This is a genomic window from Rhizobium sp. 10N427, from assembly GCF_056394605.1.
In genome coordinates this window covers 1-21,072 of record NZ_JBFTID010000014.1, presented here as the reverse complement: position 1 = coordinate 21,072, position 21,072 = coordinate 1, and the positions used below count along the sequence as shown (strand labels likewise).

The 21,072-nt window shown below is 58.4% G+C and carries 28 protein-coding genes; 24 read left to right on the top strand and 4 right to left on the bottom strand.

What is annotated here, in order from left to right; genetic code table 11:
- Positions 1 to 2 precede the first annotated feature (2 nt).
- The 5 genes from AC1DIJ_RS23805 to AC1DIJ_RS23785 are packed head-to-tail and all read left to right on the top strand — an operon-like array spanning position 3 to position 2,617.
- Positions 3 to 494, top strand: a complete 492-nt coding sequence (locus AC1DIJ_RS23805) for a DnaT-like ssDNA-binding protein (RefSeq protein ID WP_477831589.1) — start codon at positions 3 to 5, stop codon at positions 492 to 494.
- On the top strand, positions 494 to 853 hold the full coding sequence (locus AC1DIJ_RS23800) for a hypothetical protein (RefSeq protein ID WP_477831588.1): 360 nt from the start codon (positions 494 to 496) through the stop codon (positions 851 to 853). The genes AC1DIJ_RS23805 and AC1DIJ_RS23800 overlap by 1 nt, the downstream gene beginning before the upstream one ends.
- A gap of 2 nt (positions 854 to 855) precedes the next feature.
- Positions 856 to 1,047, top strand: a complete 192-nt coding sequence (locus AC1DIJ_RS23795) for a hypothetical protein (RefSeq protein WP_477831587.1) — start codon at positions 856 to 858, stop codon at positions 1,045 to 1,047.
- Positions 1,047 to 2,108, top strand: a complete 1,062-nt coding sequence (locus tag AC1DIJ_RS23790) for a phage minor head protein (protein ID WP_477831586.1) — start codon at positions 1,047 to 1,049, stop codon at positions 2,106 to 2,108. The genes AC1DIJ_RS23795 and AC1DIJ_RS23790 overlap by 1 nt, the downstream gene beginning before the upstream one ends.
- Entirely contained in the window at positions 2,108 to 2,617 is a 510-nt protein-coding gene (locus AC1DIJ_RS23785; protein WP_112388059.1) for an HK97 gp10 family phage protein, read from the top strand. Before AC1DIJ_RS23790 ends, AC1DIJ_RS23785 begins: the two co-directional genes overlap by 1 nt.
- Here AC1DIJ_RS23785 and AC1DIJ_RS23780 read toward each other — a convergent pair.
- Entirely contained in the window at positions 2,586 to 2,804 is a 219-nt protein-coding gene (locus AC1DIJ_RS23780; protein WP_112388060.1) for a hypothetical protein, read from the bottom strand. The two genes, AC1DIJ_RS23785 and AC1DIJ_RS23780, sit on opposite strands and share 32 nt — an antisense overlap.
- A gap of 18 nt (positions 2,805 to 2,822) precedes the next feature.
- Between AC1DIJ_RS23780 and AC1DIJ_RS23775 the strand changes: the two genes are divergently transcribed.
- Genes AC1DIJ_RS23775 through AC1DIJ_RS23760 form a run of 4 tightly spaced genes read left to right on the top strand, consistent with a single transcriptional unit; the run spans position 2,823 to position 4,535 of the window.
- Entirely contained in the window at positions 2,823 to 3,260 is a 438-nt protein-coding gene (locus AC1DIJ_RS23775; RefSeq protein WP_477831585.1) for a phage tail terminator-like protein, read from the top strand.
- 13 nt (positions 3,261 to 3,273) lie between these two features.
- Positions 3,274 to 3,768 (top strand): phage tail tube protein, encoded by a 495-nt coding sequence (locus tag AC1DIJ_RS23770; protein WP_112388062.1) that lies wholly within the window; start codon positions 3,274 to 3,276, stop codon positions 3,766 to 3,768.
- 9 nt (positions 3,769 to 3,777) lie between these two features.
- Entirely contained in the window at positions 3,778 to 4,188 is a 411-nt protein-coding gene (locus AC1DIJ_RS23765) for a hypothetical protein (protein WP_477831584.1), read from the top strand.
- A complete protein-coding gene (locus AC1DIJ_RS23760) occupies positions 4,185 to 4,535 on the top strand; it encodes a phage tail assembly chaperone (protein WP_477831651.1) in 351 nt (116 codons plus the stop codon). Before AC1DIJ_RS23765 ends, AC1DIJ_RS23760 begins: the two co-directional genes overlap by 4 nt.
- Positions 4,536 to 4,591: 56 nt before the next feature.
- Here AC1DIJ_RS23760 and AC1DIJ_RS23755 read toward each other — a convergent pair whose 3' ends face one another.
- Positions 4,592 to 4,936: a hypothetical protein gene (locus AC1DIJ_RS23755; protein ID WP_112388064.1), complete on the bottom strand. Its 345-nt coding sequence runs from the start codon at positions 4,934 to 4,936 to the stop codon at positions 4,592 to 4,594.
- Positions 4,937 to 4,991: 55 nt separating this feature from the next.
- Between AC1DIJ_RS23755 and AC1DIJ_RS23750 the strand changes: the two genes are divergently transcribed.
- The 15 genes from AC1DIJ_RS23750 (at position 4,992) to AC1DIJ_RS23680 (ending at position 19,333) form a co-directional block, all read left to right on the top strand.
- Complete coding sequence (locus tag AC1DIJ_RS23750) at positions 4,992 to 7,166, top strand: hypothetical protein (RefSeq protein WP_477831583.1); 2,175 nt, start codon at positions 4,992 to 4,994, stop codon at positions 7,164 to 7,166.
- Positions 7,167 to 7,793, top strand: a complete 627-nt coding sequence (locus AC1DIJ_RS23745; RefSeq protein ID WP_112388066.1) for a hypothetical protein — start codon at positions 7,167 to 7,169, stop codon at positions 7,791 to 7,793.
- Positions 7,794 to 7,896: 103 nt separating this feature from the next.
- On the top strand, positions 7,897 to 8,541 hold the full coding sequence (locus AC1DIJ_RS23740; RefSeq protein WP_112388067.1) for a DUF2163 domain-containing protein: 645 nt from the start codon (positions 7,897 to 7,899) through the stop codon (positions 8,539 to 8,541).
- Position 8,542: 1 nt separating this feature from the next.
- Complete coding sequence (locus AC1DIJ_RS23735) at positions 8,543 to 8,950, top strand: DUF6950 family protein (RefSeq protein WP_112388068.1); 408 nt, start codon at positions 8,543 to 8,545, stop codon at positions 8,948 to 8,950.
- On the top strand, positions 8,950 to 11,364 hold the full coding sequence (locus AC1DIJ_RS23730; protein ID WP_477831582.1) for a phage tail protein: 2,415 nt from the start codon (positions 8,950 to 8,952) through the stop codon (positions 11,362 to 11,364). Before AC1DIJ_RS23735 ends, AC1DIJ_RS23730 begins: the two co-directional genes overlap by 1 nt.
- Positions 11,364 to 12,929 carry a hypothetical protein gene (locus AC1DIJ_RS23725; RefSeq protein WP_477831581.1) on the top strand — a complete coding sequence of 522 codons (1,566 nt, stop codon included), beginning with the start codon at positions 11,364 to 11,366 and terminating at the stop codon, positions 12,927 to 12,929. Before AC1DIJ_RS23730 ends, AC1DIJ_RS23725 begins: the two co-directional genes overlap by 1 nt.
- A gap of 14 nt (positions 12,930 to 12,943) precedes the next feature.
- Complete coding sequence (locus AC1DIJ_RS23720; RefSeq protein WP_477831580.1) at positions 12,944 to 14,755, top strand: hypothetical protein; 1,812 nt, start codon at positions 12,944 to 12,946, stop codon at positions 14,753 to 14,755.
- 13 nt (positions 14,756 to 14,768) lie between these two features.
- Positions 14,769 to 15,098 carry a hypothetical protein gene (locus AC1DIJ_RS23715; protein ID WP_112388072.1) on the top strand — a complete coding sequence of 110 codons (330 nt, stop codon included), beginning with the start codon at positions 14,769 to 14,771 and terminating at the stop codon, positions 15,096 to 15,098.
- Positions 15,099 to 15,673: 575 nt separating this feature from the next.
- Positions 15,674 to 15,928: a DUF7940 domain-containing protein gene (locus tag AC1DIJ_RS23710; RefSeq protein WP_477831579.1), complete on the top strand. Its 255-nt coding sequence runs from the start codon at positions 15,674 to 15,676 to the stop codon at positions 15,926 to 15,928.
- A complete protein-coding gene (locus AC1DIJ_RS23705) occupies positions 15,903 to 16,370 on the top strand; it encodes a lysozyme (RefSeq protein ID WP_477831578.1) in 468 nt (155 codons plus the stop codon). The genes AC1DIJ_RS23710 and AC1DIJ_RS23705 overlap by 26 nt, the downstream gene beginning before the upstream one ends.
- Positions 16,367 to 16,828, top strand: a complete 462-nt coding sequence (locus AC1DIJ_RS23700; protein WP_477831577.1) for a hypothetical protein — start codon at positions 16,367 to 16,369, stop codon at positions 16,826 to 16,828. Before AC1DIJ_RS23705 ends, AC1DIJ_RS23700 begins: the two co-directional genes overlap by 4 nt.
- A complete protein-coding gene (locus AC1DIJ_RS23695; protein ID WP_477831576.1) occupies positions 16,810 to 17,109 on the top strand; it encodes a hypothetical protein in 300 nt (99 codons plus the stop codon). Before AC1DIJ_RS23700 ends, AC1DIJ_RS23695 begins: the two co-directional genes overlap by 19 nt.
- On the top strand, positions 17,109 to 17,564 hold the full coding sequence (locus AC1DIJ_RS23690) for a hypothetical protein (RefSeq protein ID WP_477831575.1): 456 nt from the start codon (positions 17,109 to 17,111) through the stop codon (positions 17,562 to 17,564). Before AC1DIJ_RS23695 ends, AC1DIJ_RS23690 begins: the two co-directional genes overlap by 1 nt.
- Positions 17,548 to 17,817 carry a hypothetical protein gene (locus AC1DIJ_RS23685; RefSeq protein ID WP_477831574.1) on the top strand — a complete coding sequence of 90 codons (270 nt, stop codon included), beginning with the start codon at positions 17,548 to 17,550 and terminating at the stop codon, positions 17,815 to 17,817. The genes AC1DIJ_RS23690 and AC1DIJ_RS23685 overlap by 17 nt, the downstream gene beginning before the upstream one ends.
- A gap of 577 nt (positions 17,818 to 18,394) precedes the next feature.
- The gene (locus tag AC1DIJ_RS23680) at positions 18,395 to 19,333 is read left to right on the top strand and encodes a BstA C-terminal domain-containing protein (protein ID WP_477831573.1); all 939 of its coding nucleotides are present in this window, start codon (positions 18,395 to 18,397) and stop codon (positions 19,331 to 19,333) included.
- Positions 19,334 to 19,472: 139 nt separating this feature from the next.
- On the opposite strand, the gene AC1DIJ_RS23675 is transcribed toward AC1DIJ_RS23680, so the two are convergent.
- Positions 19,473 to 19,859 (bottom strand): thermonuclease family protein, encoded by a 387-nt coding sequence (locus tag AC1DIJ_RS23675; protein WP_477831572.1) that lies wholly within the window; start codon positions 19,857 to 19,859, stop codon positions 19,473 to 19,475.
- A gap of 82 nt (positions 19,860 to 19,941) precedes the next feature.
- A partial coding sequence (locus AC1DIJ_RS23670; protein ID WP_477831571.1) for a hypothetical protein occupies positions 19,942 to 21,072 on the bottom strand: 1,131 nt, incomplete at its 5' end.

Here is a 21,072-nt window from a genome sequence, read left to right as displayed (position 1 = left end):
CTATGGCGGGCTACGGCGGTGATAGCGAGTTTCAGGCATGGCTCGACGAGAACGGCTATGTCCTGCCACCGGGCGCTCCGTCGAAAGCCGTCCTGCGCAATCGCGGGAGCCAATATATCGATGCGGTATATGGCTCCCGCTTTCTCGGCAGTGTGGTTGACCCTGTCCAGGAGCGCCAGTGGCCGCGCGAAGGCGCGATCGTCAACGGCAAGCTCATCCCTTCGGACGTGGTACCGATTGCTGTGATCAACGCCTCGTATCAGGCGGCATATCAGGAGGCAGTGAAGCCCGGCAGCCTGTCGGCCGTCGGAACGTCCTCCGGCGCGGTCAAGCGCGTGAAAGTCGGCCAAATCGAGAAGGAATACCAGACGGCCAAAGATGACGGCACGGCTTCGGCCATCACGCCGCTGATCTCGATCGTCGATGGCATGCTGGCGCCGTTCCTCAAGGATGAGGATCTTGTCTGCTTCGGCCTCTGGTCGGTTGGCTGCTGATGGCGACCTTCGATTATGCCGAAATGCAGGCTGTTGCCGAAGAACTCATCACCGAGTTCGGCCAGCATGGCACCATCAAGCGCCTTGGCGATGTTGACCCCGTAGAAGGCGGCGATCCGGCGCCAGGCGTGTACCCGGCCACGCTGGTGCCGATGACCTATGACCAGCGATACGTCGACGGATCGCTCATCAGGACAGGCGATCGCCAAATCTACATCTCGTCTGTCGGCCTTCCCATTGTTCCTGAGCCAGGGGACATCGTCACGGCCGGCGGCGTCGATTTCAACATTATCTCGACCGATCCGAACAACTTCGATGGTCAGGTCAACGTGGTTTTCATCGTCCAAGGAAGGATTTGAGCATGACCGACAAGCCGAACCCCCGCGCCAAGTACGTCAAGGTCGAGGTCATCTTGCCTTTCGAGCGCTACAGCATCGGAGAGACGCCTATGCTGCCGCCACTGAAGGCCGCAGCCCTTGAGCAGCAGGGCATGGTCAAGCCAGCCACGAAAGCCGCTGAAAAGCAGATCGCCAAGGCGGCGCCCGCCGTCTGATGGCAAAGCGCCCTCAGTCCGCCTCGCGCATCCGCCAGCTTATCGATGGCCTGGAACCGTCGGTTAAGAAGGCGTTCGACGAGGGCGTGGATATCATGAGGCTGAACGGCCTCAGCCGCGCCGAGCAGCGAGCCATAGAGCTGCGGCTTGAGAATGCTATCCGAGACGGAAACATCGAGGATGCCGCTCGGGCCTTGAACATTGATGCGTCGTCGTTCCGGGCGCTGCAGAAGTCGGTGGATAATGTCTTCGAGGCGGGTGGCGATGAGGCGGCACGCAAAGTGCCGAAGATCACCGAGAACAATGGCTCAACGGCTGTCTTCCGCTTCGACATTGGCAGTCCATCGGCCGCGCAGTACCTTCGGCAGAGTAGCTCAACCCTTGTCACCAACATCACTAGCGATCAGTTGCAGGTGATACGGGACACCCTGGCAGATGGCATCGCACAGGGTAGGGCGCCTCGTCGTACGGCCCTCGACCTCGTCGGCCGTGTCAACAAGATCACCGGCCGTCGCGAAGGCGGCGTTATAGGCCTGACCTCACCTCAGGCGCGGTATGTCGAGACAATGCGGGAGCGCCTTCTATCTGGTGATCCCAAGGAAATGGAGAAGGTCTTCTCAATGGGGCGCCGTGACAAGCGCTTCGATGCCACGATCCGGGCAGCTATAGCAGCGGGCAAACCGCTCGACGCCGCTACGGTTCAGAAGCTGGCAGGACGCTACGCAGATCGGCTGTTGCAGCTCCGTGGCGAGACGATCGCCAGAACCGAGACCATGGCCGCCTTCAACAAGGGGCAGATGGCTTCGATGCGGCAGGCAATCTTCGAGGGCCGCGTCTCAGCGGAAGTCGTGGTCAAGACCTGGCATGCCTTCATTGATGAGAAGACGCGCTTCACTCATCGCGACCTGAATAAGAAGACGATTGCGTTCAACGATCTTTTCCAGACGGCGCGCGGGCGCTTCATGGCCCATCCAGGCGATCCGCAAGGCGGCTCGGAGGAACGCGTGAACTGCCGCTGCTGGATGGAAACCAAGATCGACTTTCTGGCGGAGCTAGACTGATGGCGCGCGGTCCTACCGTTGGCGTATTCACCCGGTCGGGGCGTATTTCTCGCGGGCAGGCTCGCTTTGCCAACCAGGTCGATGAGTGGGTGCAGATGACGGAAAAGCGTGTGAACGCGGTCTTCCGTCTCTCTACTCAGAAGGTCATCAGCTACATGCAGCAGAATGCGCCCTACCGGGATGGCTTTCTGCGAGCGTCACTGGTGGTGCTGGTCAATCAAGAGCCGCCGGCACCCAATAAGTCGCAAGAAGATGCCCTGGGGCCGTATACTGAGGCTTACATGCAGTTGCAGATCGCCAATGCCGTCGCCGGCGATCGGATTACCGCATCGTACACGATGGAATATGCGCGCAGGCTCGAATTCGGGTTTGTCGGAACGGACTCTCTCGGTCGCCACTACAATCAGCCGCCGCGCGCCTGGACGCGCCTGGCTGCACAGCAGTGGCAGAAGTTCACAGAGGAAGCCACCAACGAGGCTAAGGCGCGAGTGGCTTCGAAGGATCGATGATGGCGGTGTTCCTGTCGTCGCCGCTTTCCAGCGCCATTAGGAATCCTTTCTGCAAAGACTCGAGCGCTAGGCGAGCAGTGGCGATCGTCGTTTGCCCAGCCACGCTTTCAGCCCGTTCCTTGCCGAGGGCGAGGAAGGCGTCATGCAGCCGGTCATAGACTTCTTCGTCGCTGAGCTTGTTGGACATCCATAGGGGAATACACGAATGCCAGCAGGCGTGGAAGCGAACATCTTCAAGGCCCTTGCCGATCGGCTTCAGCTGCTGGTCTTCACGCCTTCTCTGCCTATCGCTTGGCCGAACATTAAATTTCCTGCGTCCGAGCAGCCGCTCCCTCCGGCCTATCTGCAGGTAGACTTCCTGCCCAACCGGACGAACACCAGAACACTTGCGGCAACAGGTCGGCAGCAGCATCGCGGAATCTTCCAGGTCACGCTTCACATGAGCACGAAAGCCAACGCGGGGATCAAGGTTCCTCACGAGAAGGCGGATCAGATCATCGATCATTATCCGCTCGGCCTGAAGCTCTTTGAAAGCGGAGTAGGGGTGAAGATCTTCCGGAAGCCATACGGACAGCCTCAGCCGCCGAACGACGGGTGGTTCTCCATCCCTGTCACCATCGAGTACGAAACCTACGCGTCTTAGCAAGGAGAAGACTATGGCAATCACCACAGCGACCGGAACCAAGTGGTTCATCGGCGGCACTACTGCAATCGACTACACCACCGATGCTGGCGCGATCGATGATTTCGAAGCGCTGACCTGGGTGCCCATCGGCGAAGTTGAAGATGGGGGCGAGATCGGCGATCAGTCGTCCGATGTCTCCTTCCAGTCTCTTGGCGATGGCCGAGTTCGTCATCTCAAGGGCGCACGCGATGCCGGCACTGTCTCGCTTGTGGTTGGCGATGACCCGCTTGATGCTGGTCAGATCGCCCTTCGCGCCGCAGAGCAGACGAAGTTCCTCTATAATTTCAAGGTCGAATACGAGGACGCGCCAACCGCCGACTACTCCAACAGTGTTGACTACTTCCGCGGCCTCGTGATGTCCGCTCGAAAACAGGTCGGTCAAGGCGACAACGTTCTCCGCCGCACGTTCGCGATCGGCATCAATACCGACATCCTCACTGTAGAACCGGCCGACATCACGCCGTAAGGAGCGCCCATGACATTCGATCTAGCTCAGTTCGAGACCTTTGACTTCGAGCAGGTCTCGGAAGTCGAGATCATGCACCCCGTGACAGGTCAGCCTACTGGCCTGGTGATCGGCGTCCGTTCATATCGGTCGGAAGCGGTAAAGCGCGTTCAGCGCCGGATCACCAATGCATCCATCGTCGCGAACAAGCGGAACCCCCGCAAGGTCGGCACGATCGAGGAAGTGGAGGGCCGGACGTATGAGTTGATTGCGGCGGCCGTCGCCTACTGGAACATGAAGAATGACGGGAAGGACGTGCCCGCCACGCCCGAGAGCGTCATCAGCATCATCAGCCAGCAGCGATATGACTTCATCGGCGAGCAAATCGATGCCAAGGCCAATGAAGATGCCGGTTTTTTGATGCCCTCGCAGAAGAGCTGATCGATTTCGCGAGGGCATACTTTCAGCCGAGGCGTCGGCGAAATGCCGAGCCCGAGCTCGATGAAGATCTGGAATACATTTGGGATTGGTTCTGCGACTTGCACGCGACACGCCAGTCAGGCTTCTCAACCAACCCAATTACCTATCAGGAGATGGAGAGCTTCTGCCGCATGACCGGCGCGCTGATCCCGCCTTGGGAAGTTTCAGTGATCCGGCAGATGGATCAAGCGGTACTCGGCATATTCACCAAGTCAGGGGGGCAGAAGACACAAGCGGACACCCCCGATGTTGAAGAGCAGAAGCTGTCCCTAAGGGGAGGAAAGGCCAGGCGTGTTGTGAAGCGGTGAGTGCGATTAAGGGCGGTCTTCGGCCGCCCCTTTTATTCAAGAGCGGGAGTGGAGTCTCAGAGAAGTTTCGCTGCTACCAAATCTCGTCGTTCCACATAACCGAAGCGGTCAAGGCGGGCGCATTCCTTCAGATCGTCAAGCCTTTCCGGTGTTCTCGATTCCATGCCGCTCACTTTGGAGAGAACACTTGTCGCAAGTGAGTTGCAATAACCCGATGTGAGCTTTTCAGTGCGAGCCGTTTCGGCTGCTGCGTTCGCGGTCTCAGCCGCGCGCGCTGCTTGAGCTCGTTCGAGCGCAGCCTGCGCCTGCGCACTCTTGTATTCGCTCCAAGCGAAATAGGCGCCTGCTGCGATCACAACGACGCAAGCCGTTCCGACGAGCCCTTTGAACCAACCATCCATGTTTCATCCCTCCAAAGAAGAGGGCTGAGCATCGACATTTATTTGGAGTTGTCTAGTGGCTGAACTCGCGACGCTTGGCATTGAGGTCCAGACGGCCGACGTAGACCAGGCTATTGGAAAGTTGGGAAGGTTTGCCAATGCAGCGCGGCTAGCTGAGGATTCGGCGCAGGGCATTGGCACAAGCACCCTTGCGGCTGCCCGTATTTCGTCTTCGGCACTAGACGGTATGGCATCGCGAATGCGCGCTGTGGAAAAGGTCTCTCGTGATGCCGAAAAAGCTCTGGCAGCGCAGTCTCTCGCAGCGCAGAAGGCAGCGAACGCCACAAAGGCGGCTACTGCGGCCGCAAATCAGAATATCCCGCAGATGGCTAATATGCATAACACGGCCAATCTCGCGGCCCAGGGTTTCGATATTGTAACCACCGCTGCAGGCGGCATGAGCGCCGGCCTCATCGGCATGCAACAGGGCCTTCAAATCGCTCAGGTTGCCATGGCGAGCGGTGGCGGCTTCGCTCGATCGCTCGGAGCAGCCTTCGTGGGGATGCTATCTCCTGTGACCCTTCTCTCGGTGGGGCTAACCACTTTGGCGGCCGTTGCCATCCAGGCCCTTACGTCTTGGTTTTCCAGTAGCGAACAGACAAATATGTCGCTGGAGAAGCAGGGACAGTTGGTCGCCGCAGTCGCTGACCGTTGGGGCGCAGCAACCCCCTTGATCAAGGCATATGCAGACGAACTTGACCGAGTGCAGGCTGCCAACGATAGGCTTCAGGCTGGCGATATTGTTGCCAAGGCGCAGTTTTCTGACGCGCAGCGAGCTATTGCATCGGTGTCGACCCAGTATGAGAGCATGATTGCAGTGCTCAACGCTCGACCGGACACCGTGCAGTTCGCCAACGATACAACAGCGGCCTTTCAGAACCTCGTTCAGAAGCTCGCGGAAGGTCAGGCGACGGCGAAGGATGTCTCTGCCGCACAGGACGCGCTCAGTGCCGCGCTCAGGTCCGGTCAGCCCGAAGTCATCGCCTTCGGCAATGCTTTCCAGTCGATCCTGCCTGTCTTGTTGAAGGCGGCCGAAGCGATGGCCGCTGTTCGGCAGGAAGCGGCAGGCGCGACTGCAGCGACAAACGCTGCCCTCAACAACCCGGCCTTTTGGCGCGGCGCTGGCAGCAGCGGCTCCTCTGATGGCAACATCCAGAATGGTGGGTTCATGACGCCAGAGGTCGGACCAACACCCAGCCGGCGCCCGCTTATCGAGCTGGAAGGCCTACCAAGCTCCGGCGGCGGGCATTCTCGCAAAGCTGCCAACGATAACTATGAGAATGCCATCCGTTCGTCGCAGGAGCGGACGAAGGCTATCCAGGCAGAAACCGCGGCGCAATCGCTCTTGAACCCTTCGATCAACGACTATGGCTTCGCCGTAGCGAAAGCGCGCGCCGAAGCCGACCTGCTGGCCGCAGCCGAGCGAGACAAAAAGGCTATCACGCCTGAGCTCAACGCTCAGATACAGCAAACGGCCACGGCCCTCGCGACTGCCACAGCAGCGCAGGCTCGGATGAACGAGGAGACGAAGAAGGCTCAGGAATATACCAACTTCCTGAAGTCTACGACGGCTGGCTTCGTGAATGATTTGCGGCAGGGACTTAGAAGCGGCGAGGGCTTCTGGAAGAGCTTCGGTACCGCTGCCTTGAACGTGCTCGATCGCATCACCGATCGCCTGCTCAATCAGGTGATGGACGCAATCTTCCAGGTGAATGGCGCCGCCGGTGGCAGTGGTGGCGGCGGGCTGTTTGGGTTCCTCGGTGGTCTCTTTGGCGGCGGATCGTCGTTCAAGGCCAATACCACGCTTGGGAGCTTTCTGACGAATGGCTTTGCTAGTGGCGGTTACACCGGCAATGGTGCAGCCTCGCAGGCAGCGGGTATCGTACATGGCGGGGAATACGTCTTCTCCAAGAGGGCTACCGATCGGATCGGGGTGAAGAACCTCGAAGGGATGCACAAGCGGGCCAAAGGGTATGCTGCAGGGGGGCACGTGTCCCCTCTGATGCCAGCCAATGGGAACGCCACTCAATCCGCAGCGCCCATCACCGTCGATGCGAGAACGACTATTCAGGCAAGCGGTAATGCCGAGACGGATGCCGAAATGAGGCGCTGGGCAGCAAAGCGTGACGCCGAACTGCCGGCGACCATCATCAAGACCGTCAAAGAAGCTCAGAGGCGCAGGGTGCTGTAAATGGTGATCACGTTTCCACGTCCTCTGCCTCCCCTCGCGTTCGAGGATTGGGTCAGGGTCGACCTTCTGATCGACGATCCGGTCGTCGCATCGAGGTCGGGTGCTCGCCTCGTGAATTATACTCAGGTCGAAGACGAGGCATGGGTAGCGGATATCGAGACAAAGCCGCTCGATGACGACGAATTCGCGATGGTGGATGCTTGGATCTTGTCGTTGCGCGGCGGGCTACGCTCTGTGCTCTTCCGCCATCCGACGCAGGGCTATCCTAAGGCCCATAGGGACAACCATGCCCCGGCGGATGATCCCGGCAACCTTGTCTCTGTCACCGACGGCAACATCCTATCGGTCAACAGTGTCGACGCCGGGCTCAACCTCTCGGTTGGTGATCGCATCGGACTCGAGAAATCGAGCAAATACTATGTCGGCCGTATCACCGAAGTCTCTGGCAGTGGAACGACACGCACGATCACTGTCGAGCCGCCGCCATTCGATACCGTTGCCCAGGCCGGGGCAGTCGTTCGCTTCGCCAATCCCGCGCTAGTCATGCGGCTGGTGCCAGGAAGCTATCAGGCACCGGGCGAGGGGCTCTTCCGCCCGATCTCGTTCCAACTGAGGGAAAGCCAATGAACTGGATTCGTCGCCGTGTCCTTCGCTGGATCCTGAATGACCCGGCCTTCCGCGAGAGGATCATCCTCATCGTAAAGGAAGCCAAGCAGCGGCGCGTCATCTGATGGCGCTATCCGAAGACGTTAAGACGCTCTACGACCAGGGACGCATATCGACACGCCAGATGGTCCGTGTCTCGCTCGGTTCCGGTATCTATGGCTTCATCGCCCGCCGGGAGCCGCTGGTCTATGCCGGCGTGACCTATCAGCCATTCGGCCTCCTGGAAGTCTCCGATATCGGCGGGGGTACAGGCACGGCGGCAGACGGCGGCTTCACGCTGACCCTTGCCGAGAGCAAGGAATTTGGCCTGACGCCGGAGATCCTAACGCAGATCGAGGAAGAGGATTACCGGGACCGCCCGGTCGTCGTCTATGACGCCCACTTCCACCCGGATACGCGTGCTTTGATCCAGGTCGAGCCGGTAGCCCGCGGCTATCTCGATGTCATCGAGCATAACGAAGACGACGAGCGCGGCTATTATCTCACTGCCAGTTGCGAAGGGCGGCAGCTGGACTATTCCCGTCGCAACGGCCGAAAGCGCACCGTGGCAGACCAGCAGCGGCGCGATCCCGGCGACCGGTTCTTTGAGCATGCTGCTACGGCCGGCCGCGTCGATGTGAACTGGGGCCGCGCTGTCGGCTCGGCAATCAATACCGCCAAGAGCGCGGCCGCCGGCGCGGCTCGCGCCATAGGGTTCAAGGGTCTCTGACATGGCAAGACTGCCCGGCTGGGAAAAGCGCCTCAACGCGGTTGTGGCGACACATCAGGCATTGCCTGGCGCTTGGGGTGTCTCGGACTGCTTCATCATCCCCGACGACGCTGTCGAGGCGGTGACGGGCGAGAAGATGTATCCTGACGCCCGTGGCTACAAGACTGAAGCTGGGGCGGCCAAGCAGCTGCGCAAGCACGGCTTCGACAATGTCCGGCAGGCATTCTCGGCCAAGTTCGATGAAATTCCGGTGGCGATGGCGCAGCGTGGCGACATCGGTGTGATCGAGCGCGACGGGTCTTTCTCCGGCGGCGTCTTCACCGCGATCGGCTTAATGACCCGCTCTCACGGCGGGCCGGTCGAGTTCGTATCGATCGACCGCGTCACCGCAGCATTCAAGGTGATCTAATGGGCTTTCTAGCTCCCCTCATCGGCGCGGTCGGCAGCTTCTTCGGCTCGCTCGGCATTATCGGTAAAGCGATTATCGGGATCGGCCTCAACCTTCTTGTTGGCGTGCTCACGAAGAAGGAGCAGAAGAAGGCCACACCGAGCGGCTCGCAGTTCGAGCGCGACTACGGCGAGAATGTCAGCCGCAAGGTCGCTTGCGGCCTGGTCGGTGTCGCTGGGCACGATTGCTATGTGAACACGTGGGGAAGCTCGAACAAGCAGCTTGAGCAGATCTATACCTTCGCTGATTTCCCCTGTGATGGCCTGTCGAGGATTTACGCGGGCGGCAAACAACTGGCGCTCTCGGTAACGTCGTCGGACGCCGTCAAGACAGTCTATGCTGTCTCAACTGGCGACTATGCCGGCCTGATGACCTTTACATTCTACAACGGCACGCAGACGACGGCCGATGCCGGCCTGATCGATCACTCGAACCCGATTGGACGCTGGACTTCGGATCATGTCGGGACAGGCCTGTGCTACCTCATCGCTCGCCTGACATACAATCAGGAGAAGCTCAGCAGCTTCCCGGACTTTTTCTTTGAGCTTCGCGGCGCGCGGCTCTACGATCCCCGAAAGGATTCGACCGTCGGCGGCGTTGGTTCCCATCGCTGGGACAACTACGCCACTTATGAATTCTCTCAGAATCCGATCGTCCAGGAATACAATTACCGCCGCGGCTTCTCGATCAACAATGACATGTTCTGCGGCATGGGCATGGATGCAGTCGATCTTCCGCTTGATCGGTACTTCACCGCAATGAATATATGCGACGAGATCGTTGACGGTATCGAGGCGCGATACCGCTGCTCGATCGTTTTCGACTGCGATGTCGAGCACGGCGACAACATTCAGTCTGTCATGGTTTCTTGTGGCGGCATTGTCATCGATAGCGTCGAGGGTTCTTGGCCACTGATCGGAACGGACCAGCCGATCGTTGAGACCTTCACCGACGATGACCTGGTGAAGGGTGAGGCGGTCCGCTTCCAGCGGCGCCGCTCGATGGCCGACCTGGTGAATGCCGTTTCGGGCACCTATCCAGAGCCTTCCAACATGTGGAGTCCGGCCGGCTATGACACGCAGACGAATGCGGGCTATGTGTCGCTCGATCGCCGGTCACGTGACGTGAACCTCGAACTGCCTACGGTTTGCTCGAAACGCCAGGCCAACCAGCTCGCCTCGATCTACTTTAATGAGAACCGGTATGAGGCCACCGCGGATGTTACGCTGCGGCCGCGCTTCCAGACGGTCAAGGCCGGTGACTGGGTGCGGTGGAACTCGGCGCGCCATGGCGACCGTGTCTACATGGTGCAGGCTCGATCAATCAAGGCGCTTACAAGCGATGGTCCCCGAAACGTTGTCCTGTCACTGCAGGAGCGCGACGGCGGGATCTATGATGGAGTGGGTGTCATCCCGCCTGTCATCCCCATCCCGAACGATACGCCTGTTTATCTCAATGAGTTGCAGGATTTCTCGGTGGCACCGGTCATCGGTGTTGGAGCCGATGGGCGCTCTTATCCGGCATTCCGCGTTTCATGGTCGCCGATCGACGATCCCACCGTGACGGGCATTCAGCTCGAATGGTGGATCAAAACCGATCCGATGAACAAGTTCTCGCGCCAGATTGCTCGCGATCAAACGGTTGCTTTCCTGCAGGAGGGCATTCTCAGCCTCACAACATACCAGTTTCGCTCCAGAGTGATCGCTGATCGGACGACTAACTGGGCGGCGGCGGTCGATGCCACGTCACTGGATGGCGGTAATGCCGATTTGGAAATCGGTCTCGGCAATCTGAAGCAAGAGGTGAAGGATGTCTTCACTGAGCTTTACGCCGGCTTGAACCGCAACGAGACGAGACTTGCCCAGATCCAGCAGAACCTGCAGATCAACGGCGGCGTCTCGCAGTCGATTGGCCGCAAGCTCGAAGTGTCCGGCGCAAAATTCGATGAGCAGATCTTCGTCTTGACCTCTGACGTCGCCAATGTCGTCGAGCAAACCACAGAACTGATTGCCGCCTTCGGTGAGAACCTTGCCAATGGCATGGTTGCCTTCCAGGCGGTAGCCGCCCCGGAAGGTGTGACCGTTCGCTATGCGATCCTGTTGAAGGCCACACTTGAAGACGATTTCAAGGAGAGCGGGTTCTTTATCGAGCTCTACACCGATGGTGGAGTTCTGAAATCGCGGGCGGCGTTCAGCGTGGATCAGTTCGTCGTCCTGACATCCGACGATGAAGGCTCGTTCCCGTTCGTCATCGAAAACGGCGAGCTAACTCTGAACACCGCACGCATCAAGACGATTCGAGGCGGGGCGTGGATCTCCGATAACAACAAGCTGCAGATCGACGGCATAGCCGGCAGGATAAGGGTGTTTAGCTGATGGCATGTGTTGAATGGGGGCCGGACTATCTTGGTATCCCCTCCCTGAAGATCACAAAGAACAACGCCGATATCCCGCTGGATACCCCTGATACCGACTATTCGAAGTTTTACTTCAACAGCAAATGGGACATGAACGTCCGCTTCGTCGGTCAAGAGCGACTGACCTTCGTTTCCGGAAACTACACGTCGTTCGTGCCGTCCGGAACGGACAAGAACAGCTACAAGCGGGGTATCGTAGGCCAGAACCTCGGCTTCAATATGATCTTCTGGAAGAACTCATACTGGCAGGATTTTGGACAACTCGACTATCAGCTTCCACTGTTTGACCTGAAGCCAATCGCAAGTAACGGCTGGACAAGCTACTGCGTCATTCAGAAGTTTCTCGGAACGCTTGACACCCGCTGGTATTCCGCAGGGGGTGTGTTTGCGGGCTGGGCAAAGAATTTCCGTATTAGCAACCCAGGCTCATATCCCATTAACGGGGCAACGCCGGCAAATATGCTGGTTGGGTTTGACGATGACGGATCGGATTTTCGATCGTGCCAGGCGATTGTCTACAACCTTCCTGGCAATGAAGATCCCATCCTCTACCCTGCTACGGACCCGGTTCCCGGTCAGACCGTTATCGAAATATCGAGCACCGGCTTTCGTGTAGCCAAGCCGGGTTACGCCGTGAGCGACATCGCGGCAAAGCTCGCTTTCGACAGTTCGACACGGCCCGCCAAGATCGTCGCATCGGGCGATATAGCGCTGCCAAGCGGTGTCGTTACCGTATTCGACTTTTCGGACAAGCTCGCTGGGATCAACGTCGATGCGGCCTCAATTGTGGTGGACGTGCTGCAATATAAGGGCTCAACGATTACGTTTCCTTGCACAATCCCTGATGATGAAGATGATTGGGGCGCGCCCTACAGAGTCAACGGCACGACGATCGAATTCAACAACGCAGGGTCTGCAATTCGCGCCCGCTTCATCGTGATCGCGCAGGACAATACGCCGCTGTCTTCCGGTGCAAACGATGTTCTCCGTCAAATCAAGATCGGGGGCGTCGATGTGTTCCAAATTCTTAGGCCCGGCTCAGCCGATCCGCCAAGCCTCGCCGATGTTATCATCGACACTCGGTGGCCGTGCCTCCAGATCATCAAGACCGGTGTCTTCGACATTCCCCCCAGTGGCGGGGCAGCGGCGAATACAGATATCGCCTTCGACAGCACAGGGCTTTTCCCATTCATCAAGTTCCATCCCATCCTGCCGGCCGGGTACATGCCCCAAGGTGGCGGCGTCGCAGGATCGGGCGATAACGCGGTAGACTTCCTTCATGATGGAATGATCAGGGTTCCTTACGCGTCTGCGGGCTTCGTGCGCAACGGCAGCTCCGGCGCGAAATCGAGCTACATCAACGGCGAAACGGCGATCTGCCAGCTCACGCCAAGCCGCGCGCGTTTCATTACCTATCGTGGCGGGCCTTATCGCCGATCGTGGAACGGTAGTGCGATCGTGACGACTTCCGTCAGGAGCCCTGCCACCAAAATTCGCTACTACATCTTCGGCATCCCGGCTTAAGGGGCAATCCTCACATGGCAGACTATTACACGACAGGGCAAGTCACCCTGACGAACGGCAGCGCGTCGATTGTCGGCGTTGGCACCGCTTGGGCTATCGCCAACATTGCCGGCGGCACGATCTTTGCGGAAGCGGCCGGCAACCCGCTTCCTTTGGAGACGATCGCCGACGATACGCATGCAACGGCCGCGATCAAATGGACCGGCCCGACCGGCACCTACGACTATGCCCTGTTGCGCGCCACGGCGTTCAGCGAGCAGCTGGAAACCAACAGCAACATCATGTCACGGCTTCTTGTCGGCATGGAGGCGGGTACGATCTACCGCTATGATGAGTCCGGCGATCTGGCTGAGAAGGCGACATACGACGCCAGGCCGGAGGATTTCGGGTTCCTGGCGATCGATGTCAATCCGGCTCAGCTCTTTATCAAGGCGTCGGATGCCTCCGGCGACTGGGCAGGGCCTTTTTCCTATGGAACGGGGCCACAGGGCGCCCAGGGTCCGGTTGGACCGGCTGCCGTCCTTAATTGGCGAGGTGCGTATAGCAGCGCCACAACTTATGCCAAGAATGATGGTGTTCGTGGTAGCGGCCGCTCGTTTATCTCGCTGCAGGATGCGAATACCGGTCATGCGCTTCCTGTTTTTCCGGCAACCAGCAATGCCTGGTGGGATCTGACAGCGGAGAAGGGTGCCGATGGCATGGGCACTGGCGACGTGGTGGGCCCAGCCGGCACGACAGATGACACGCCGGCTTTCTTCGACACCGCGACAGGAAAGCTCCTGAAGTCGAAGACGCTTGCTGCCTTCAAGACCTGGCTTGCTACGACCGCTCTTGATGTCTCGTTCGATAATTCGGTTGCCAGCCTGCTGGGTGCTCCTGCAAATGTGCAGGCGGCCTTGAATACGCTCGCAGCGGCCGGAAAGAACATCGCACTGCTGTCGCTCGAAGTCGCTGATCTCAAAGGCCAGCGAATGGGTATGGTCGGCGGTGTAGCGGATAGCTTCGACGATCAGACCGGGATCGCAGCCGGTGACTCGTCCAGCTACGCATATGACGCCGCAAACGACTGGTTTTCTCCGGCTCAGCCGGCGACATTGCAGGCGTCTGGAACTGGAAGTAACACAGCGTCTGGTGGGGAATTTACGCTCATCGACCGAGCGATGGCGATCGCAGTTGGTACGCAGATCAGGTCTGTTGGCATCTATTCAACGACTGCTTATTCCGCGATCTTCAAGATTGTTCGGCGTGTCTCATCCACGGTCTATGACATTCTTGCGTCGTACTCGTTCGCGCATCCTGGCGGCGGTTGGTACGACTACGTGTTGCCCGCCTTGTTTGCTGTCCCGGCGAGCGGCACGATATATGCGGGTGCCACCCAGCCTGCATCGACCAACCTGAACATCTATGCCTCGGGATCGCGGGCCTATAAGGCGCTCGACCAGGCTGTAGGAAATGGTGTCACCGGGTTTACAGAAGATGCAGGCAACTCCTTGCCGACGCGTGTCATCTATGCCGCGACTAACATGATCCTCGCATCTGTGGCTTACGCAACAGGCGCCGTTCCATCAACGATGCATGTCGCGCTTCAGCTTGCTGATGCGCTCACTCTTACGCCCGGTACCGACTTCATTGTGGAAGTTTCCCGAAACAACGGGGCGACATGGATTGCAGTGACGATGGCGCTGACCTCCTCGTTTCTTGGCGTCAAAATGTACGAGGGCACGGTTGCCATGAGCGGCGCGACCGGCACGAACGCGCGGTGGCGGCTGAGGACGTTGAACTATCTGGCGATCATCGCAAGCGGCGTCGTGCTGCAGTACTCTTAAGGGAGATCGACACATGGTGTCTTTGTGGGGAAACATCGGCGCGGGTAATCTTGTGCCGGAAGCGATCAGCCGCCGCCAGTTCTACCAGGTGATCGCGGTTCGCGAAATGATTACCAAGGCCGAAGCGCTCGCGGCGATCACGACAGGCACGCTGCCTGCAGCGCTAGATGCGATGGTCTCTCTCATCGCGGACGAGGATATCGAATGGCAGGCTCGCATGCTGCTCTCCGGAGCAACAGAGTTTCGGCGCTCCAACGGCTTTGTCGAGTTCTTCGGCGCCATGCAGGGGCTCGATAGCGGCGCCATGGACCAGCTCTGGCGCGACGGCCACGCCCTCGACTAATCCGGCCCTGAAACGCCGGTCACTCATCAACATCGGAGACATCCCATGGAGCGATCGCGGTTCTTCGCAACCGTGCGAACCTCTGTGTTCGGCGGTACGCTCAATTACTCCCCGGCAAGGGTAGGGCGGGATGGTTGAGATCCGGTCGTTTTCCTCGTGGGTCCGCCCACCGGATCTCATGCGTCGCATGGGTTTGGGGTGTGCGACGCGCTCGGACCCGATCACCGAATTGAAACATGGTCCAGATCCTCGGGCACGGCGTGGTTAGCAGACTGTTACTATCCACAGACAAAAGGCCCGCCTGGGTGTTGGCGGGCCTCTAGCGTATCGAGAAGTGCGACCCGGTCAGTTCACCGCGGGCCAAACAAATGGCAGCGCCACGATAGCGAAAGCCATGAGAGACGTTAGCCCCAGTTTGAAGCGTCGGATACGCCGAGTACGGACGCCAGACCAGTCATACGTCATAACCAGAGATCCTCATGATACCGCGAGATAATGCTCGCGTCATTTGACTTTCGCAAGCGAGCTAAAGACCGCGAAGCTTGCGCGAGCCTTTCCCCACATCGGAGACACCCATGCTCGTGCCCAACTGGCGCGCGGTGCTGAAGCACGCGTGGAGCGTCCGGCTTATGGTCCTGGCGCTCTGCTTCATCATCCTTGAGCCGATCTACAACTTTGTCGCCGCGACTTGGGTCTCCCGAAATATCTGGATCCAGTTCGGCATGTCGGCCTTTACCGGGTTGCTCACCGTCGCGGCGATCATCGCCCGCATCTACGTCCAGCAAAAAGTTTCAGGAGACATCAATGACAAGCCGCCTGAAGAAGGGTAGCGCGATAGCTGCTGCCGCGATTGCATGTGTCAGCACGTTCGAAGGGCTGCGCACGATTGCTTACAAAGATCCCGTGGGCATTCCGACGGTCTGTTTCGGAGAGACGCGCGGCGTGAAGATGGGCGACCGATATACGGTTGACCAATGCAAGGAAATGCTCGGCGATCGCCTCACAGAGTTCGAGACCGGCATGCGAGCGTGCATGAAGCAGCCTGACGCAGTTCCTGCCGGAGCGTACGTTGCGTTCCTTTCCTTCACCTACAATGTCGGGACAGGCGCGTTTTGCAAATCCACATTGGCGCGCAAGCTCAATAGCGGGGACGTCTTCGGCGCCTGCGATCAGCTTCTAAACTGGACAAAAGCAGCTGGCATCACTTTGCCCGGCTTGAAAAAGCGACGGGTTGCCGAACGCGCGCTTTGCATCAGTGGTATTCCCGCATGACCGTATTCTTCACATGGCTGATGCGCACAATCGGGATCGGCGGCTGCGCCTTCCTCGGTCTTTGGATTTACGATTGGGGCATTCCAGGTGCCTCCCGTATTCCATACCTCTCCAGCATCCCGATCATCGGGGATCTGACGACGGGAAGGGCGCATTCGTTTGCATCCGACCAGGTGAAGATCGCGACCGTGCAGGCAAAGGTTCAATGCGACGCCCGCCTCGAAAAGACGGTCTCGACATTCCAATACGAAGCTCTTGCCGCGCAGCGCGACGAGGAAAGCCGCCGACGCCTCGCGGCTGAGGTTGCCGCGGCCAATGCCGCCATCCGCGCTGCTGACACGCTCAAGGGCAAGCAGGCAGCAGAAGATCGGATAGAGGCGCTGCTGAAAGAGGCCGAAGCCGATCCGGAGCTTTCCAGACCCAACGCAAAGGACAAGGCATGGACACCAAAGCGCTGATCCTGCTCGCGGCGCTCCTCGCCGGATGCACGACCACCGATGACAGCGGCAAGCGCGTTTCTGCCGCCGCCGTGACGCAAGGGCATTCGAAGGCCGAGCAGCCGAAGCTTGTGCTTCCTCCTGCCTGCACCGCACTCGTCGAGCGCGTAAAGCTCCGCGACGAGCCGTGGGTGGTGTTCCGCTTCCGATGGGAGGTGACCGCAGATAATCGGGACCAGCTGGCGCGCGACTGCCAGGCGTGGGCAGACGATTACAACAAGCAGAATGCGGGGAGGGGCTGATGTCGGATACCTCCTATATCGGGCCGGGCATCTGGATTCGCATCCAGCACCGGTTCGGGCCACGCATGACGGAATGGTTTCTGGCCGGACACACGGTGCTATGGGGCGCGGTCCTGCTGGCCAGCACCGATCTCTTCAATCAGCCGGCGTGGGTCGGGTTTCGAGCAGTATTCAGGAATGAGGACTATCTAGGCTGGGTAATGATGTTGCTCGGCATCATGCGCATTGGTGGCCTCATCGTGAACGGAGCTCGAAAGCACGTCACTCCGGTCATCCGGCAGGTATCAGCAGGCATAGGCTGCCTCATCTGGGTCGGCATCACATATTGCTATGCATCCTCGAATGTCATGAGCACCTGGCTCGCCATCTACCCGCTTTTTGCGGTTGGCGAGATCGTCAACATCCACCGCGCGGCTCATGACCAAGGGGAAACAAGGAATGGAAAAACTCTTTGACCTGCCGCCGCTGGCTCTGATCACTCTTGGTGCCACGCTGGCGGTAATATTTGCGGCTCGATACCTTGGCCTGATGACAGGTGAACGGTCTGGTCCGGTCAATAGCCCGGCAGCCGCCCAGGTGGCGGCAGTGATCGTCGATCCCACCGCCCTCAACCGAGCAACCGAAGCTGTGAAAGATCTGACATCTGAGGTGCAGGACTTGAACCGCGGACTACGGGAACTCGTGCTGGAGCTGGCACGGCGAAGGTGAAAGGGCTCGCCACTCACTACACAGGCGAGCCCTTCATGCGTCAAGGTGGTCCGCCAGGACGCATCAGCGGCCGGTAAGTAATCACATCAGGTGATGTTCGTCGCGTGACGCGCGCGTGACACCTCGCCGCGCTGGTGCAATATTGTTCCATCTACCCTTAGACCGGGATGCCCACGATGTTGCTAAATCCGAACGCAGTGGTCTTGTTTGCATTGGCGATTTACGCCGGCCTTTATCTGCTGGCCATGTGACTGCTCGCCTTCCCCTATGGTTGCCGTAAGGGGAGCAAAAAACTTAATTCCACATGATAAATGCAGGTTAAACGGAACCTGAAGTGGAATATTTTCTTAAAAAACCGTAAATGAGACTTGCGACACGACGTCGCGTCTCCCATCTGGGAGAATGGCTTTTGTAAGCCAAAAAAGGGTGGCCCGGTAGATGCGTCAACATCTCCGGGCCTGACAACCACCTAGCGGCGGCTTGTTTGTGATCACGAGGCAGTAGTTGGGTATGTTCCGACAGGTTGTCAAGCGGTTTCTGACAAGTTGCTGCGGCGACAGCAAAGGAAATCGCCATAATGACTATAAAAATCAATACTTTGGCTCGCAATAGCAGCCGAAAGGAAATCACTTCAAATCAGGGCGTCCTGCCCCTGGCGATCGAGAGAGATCGCGAAGTTCAAGGCATTGGGATGGGTGTCCTGTCGGATGGCACACCATATCTCAACCAACGCGGCCTTGCTGCTCTTTGCGGTGTTCAGAACGCTCATATCGGGACAATCAGCTCCCAGTGGGCAGATGAAGATCCGAAGCCGCGCTTAGAATCTATCAAGGGCATTCTTTCGAAGATTGGTCCAACTAAACACGCACCGCACATCGAATTGACACACAAGGGGACGCCGCACTTTTGCTACCCGGCTGATGTGTGCCTTGCCATTCTCGAATACTACGCGTTCGACGCTGGCGTTAATGTATCAGCGACTGCGCGAGACAATTACCGTAAGCTGGCGGGATCCAAGCTCAAGGATATGATCTACCAGCAAGTGGGCTATGACCCATCTGGTGCAGACCGCTTTAGAAAATGGCATGAGCGTCTTGAACTGAACTATCAGTCGGCGCCCAAAGGCTTCTTCCATGTTTTCAACGAAGCACATACCATTATTTACGAACTCATCATTGCTGGCGCTGACATCGGTGAAAAGTTCGTGGTGGATATTTCCATCGGTCAGCATTGGTCAAAGTACTGGGAAGACAGTGGGCTGGCCGATGCATACGATGTTCGCCGGAAGTATCCCCACCGCTATCCTGACAGTCACCCGCAAGCTAAGGCTAACCCTCACGAGTCGTGGTGCTATCCGCTTGCTGCACTCGGAGACTTCCGTGCTTGGTTGCAAGATGAGTACCTTGAGGGCGGGAAGTTCCGGATCTACCTGCATGGCAAGGTGAAGCGTGGCGAGTTGCCACCATCGTTCGCCGAACTGGCTCTGGACGTGCTGGAGCCTGCACGGCTTGCATGATGGGACGGGGCTTCGGCCCCGTTTCCGTTCCAAAAGAAAGCCCCGCACTGGGCGGGGCAAGTCGCGAGAGTGACATAGCTGGCAGAGGAACGAGCCAGCGCCCTATGAACGCGGCCATCCGTCTTTCGGTTCCACGAGTTCAAGCATCAGGCGTGCACCAGTCGTTTCGATGTCTCGGCCGCCACTCTCGAGCGAAACCCTCGCGAAGAAGCGTCCTCCCGATTTCCTCGCCGTTTGCCCTGTAGATATTGACCAGCGGCCGGTGCGTCGGTGTCTTGTCCACCGCGCCGCTCCATTCCAGACGCAATCCCTTTTCAGCCAAAAGCTCTTTCAATCTTCCCTTGGCGATCAGCGCCAGTTTCCGTTCCTTCAAGCACTTTGCGTGCGATCCTATCTCCGGGGTATCGATCCCCGAGACGAACGGAACACCTTCCCCCAGCAGCCGCATGTTCTGCCCTGTGGGCAGGCACTTCACCGTGTCTCCATCGACAGCCACCAACGAAGCGCAAACCAGCAATTCAAGCATTTTTTAACCCTCACGCCCAGACCGATCCCTAACTCCGGCGGATGGCCTTCGGCTGCTCCTGGCATCCATACGGAACATGAGTTCAGGCCTCTCGTTTTGGCAAACGTTTGGTGGTCTGCCTAATGTTCTGCTGTCGCTCAATGCCCAGTTTCACAGCAAATCCGCCCCCGGAGACGAGTAGCGCCAATATCGCGATATAAAGTGTTTGCCTAAGGATGCCGAGTTCGGTCATCAAATCGTTTCTATGAAAATAGAAGGCTACCCACATCGCGAGTACAAGGAACGTTGCACGCAACGCGCCTTTCGAAATCCTGAACAGATATCCGAGGAGTCCCACTGCGACGGCGTAGCCGATCGCGAAGACGGTCACCATGGTGTAACCGCYAGCAGCATAGGCTTGCGCCCATGGGTTGCTGGCCATGCCGAAYGGCACATCAGGAAAAAGCTTGTCCTTRAACAACTCGGAGAAAAGCGGAACCTTCCCGAGATCCATATGGAAAATTGTTGTTCTGCCGGGTGTGACCGTCAGAATCTGATCGAGAAGATAGGAGCTGCCTGTCGAGAACTGCTCTTTCACGGTTTCATTCAGGATTGACTGAATGACGAATGGCTCCGAGTTCAAGATGGAATTCGAGTATGTTTCGCTGGTCAAAAAGGCTTTGGCGAGATTGCTAACAGCCTTGGCCGCGTCTGTTCGCTCGCCAAGCGCGAGATCAGTGCTGTTCGCGGTCTGAGCGGCCTTCAGACCATCTGCATTCGCGGCATCGCCGGCCTCTATAGACCTGCTCGGCCAGACTGTGACAGGCGTTTTGTCGTCACCGTGCGCGTCTTTCGCGATCGTGCAATCGACAGCATAGACGCTCTTCAAGTCGTAGGAGACTTGCTTCACCACAAACAAGGCGCCGCCGCCGAGAGTGAGGATTGCGACGAAGCCGATCGCCGATCTTTTGCTGTGAAATAGCATWGAGCCAATYAAGACGCATAGAGACAGGAAGCAGATGGCCGCGTTGACGCGGAAGCCTATGAAGATATCCGCACCCAGCATCAAAACGCAGAGCGCGGCGACCATCCAATTGCGGAGCAAGCAYGCGCTGACGAGGCACAGAGGCAGGGCATAGGCGGCCCAGTAATACCCGTTGTCAATCTTCGAGAGCGTCARTGTCTTGTCTGTGCATAGGTAAAACTCCGACACCGTTCGGATCGAAAGCGTCGA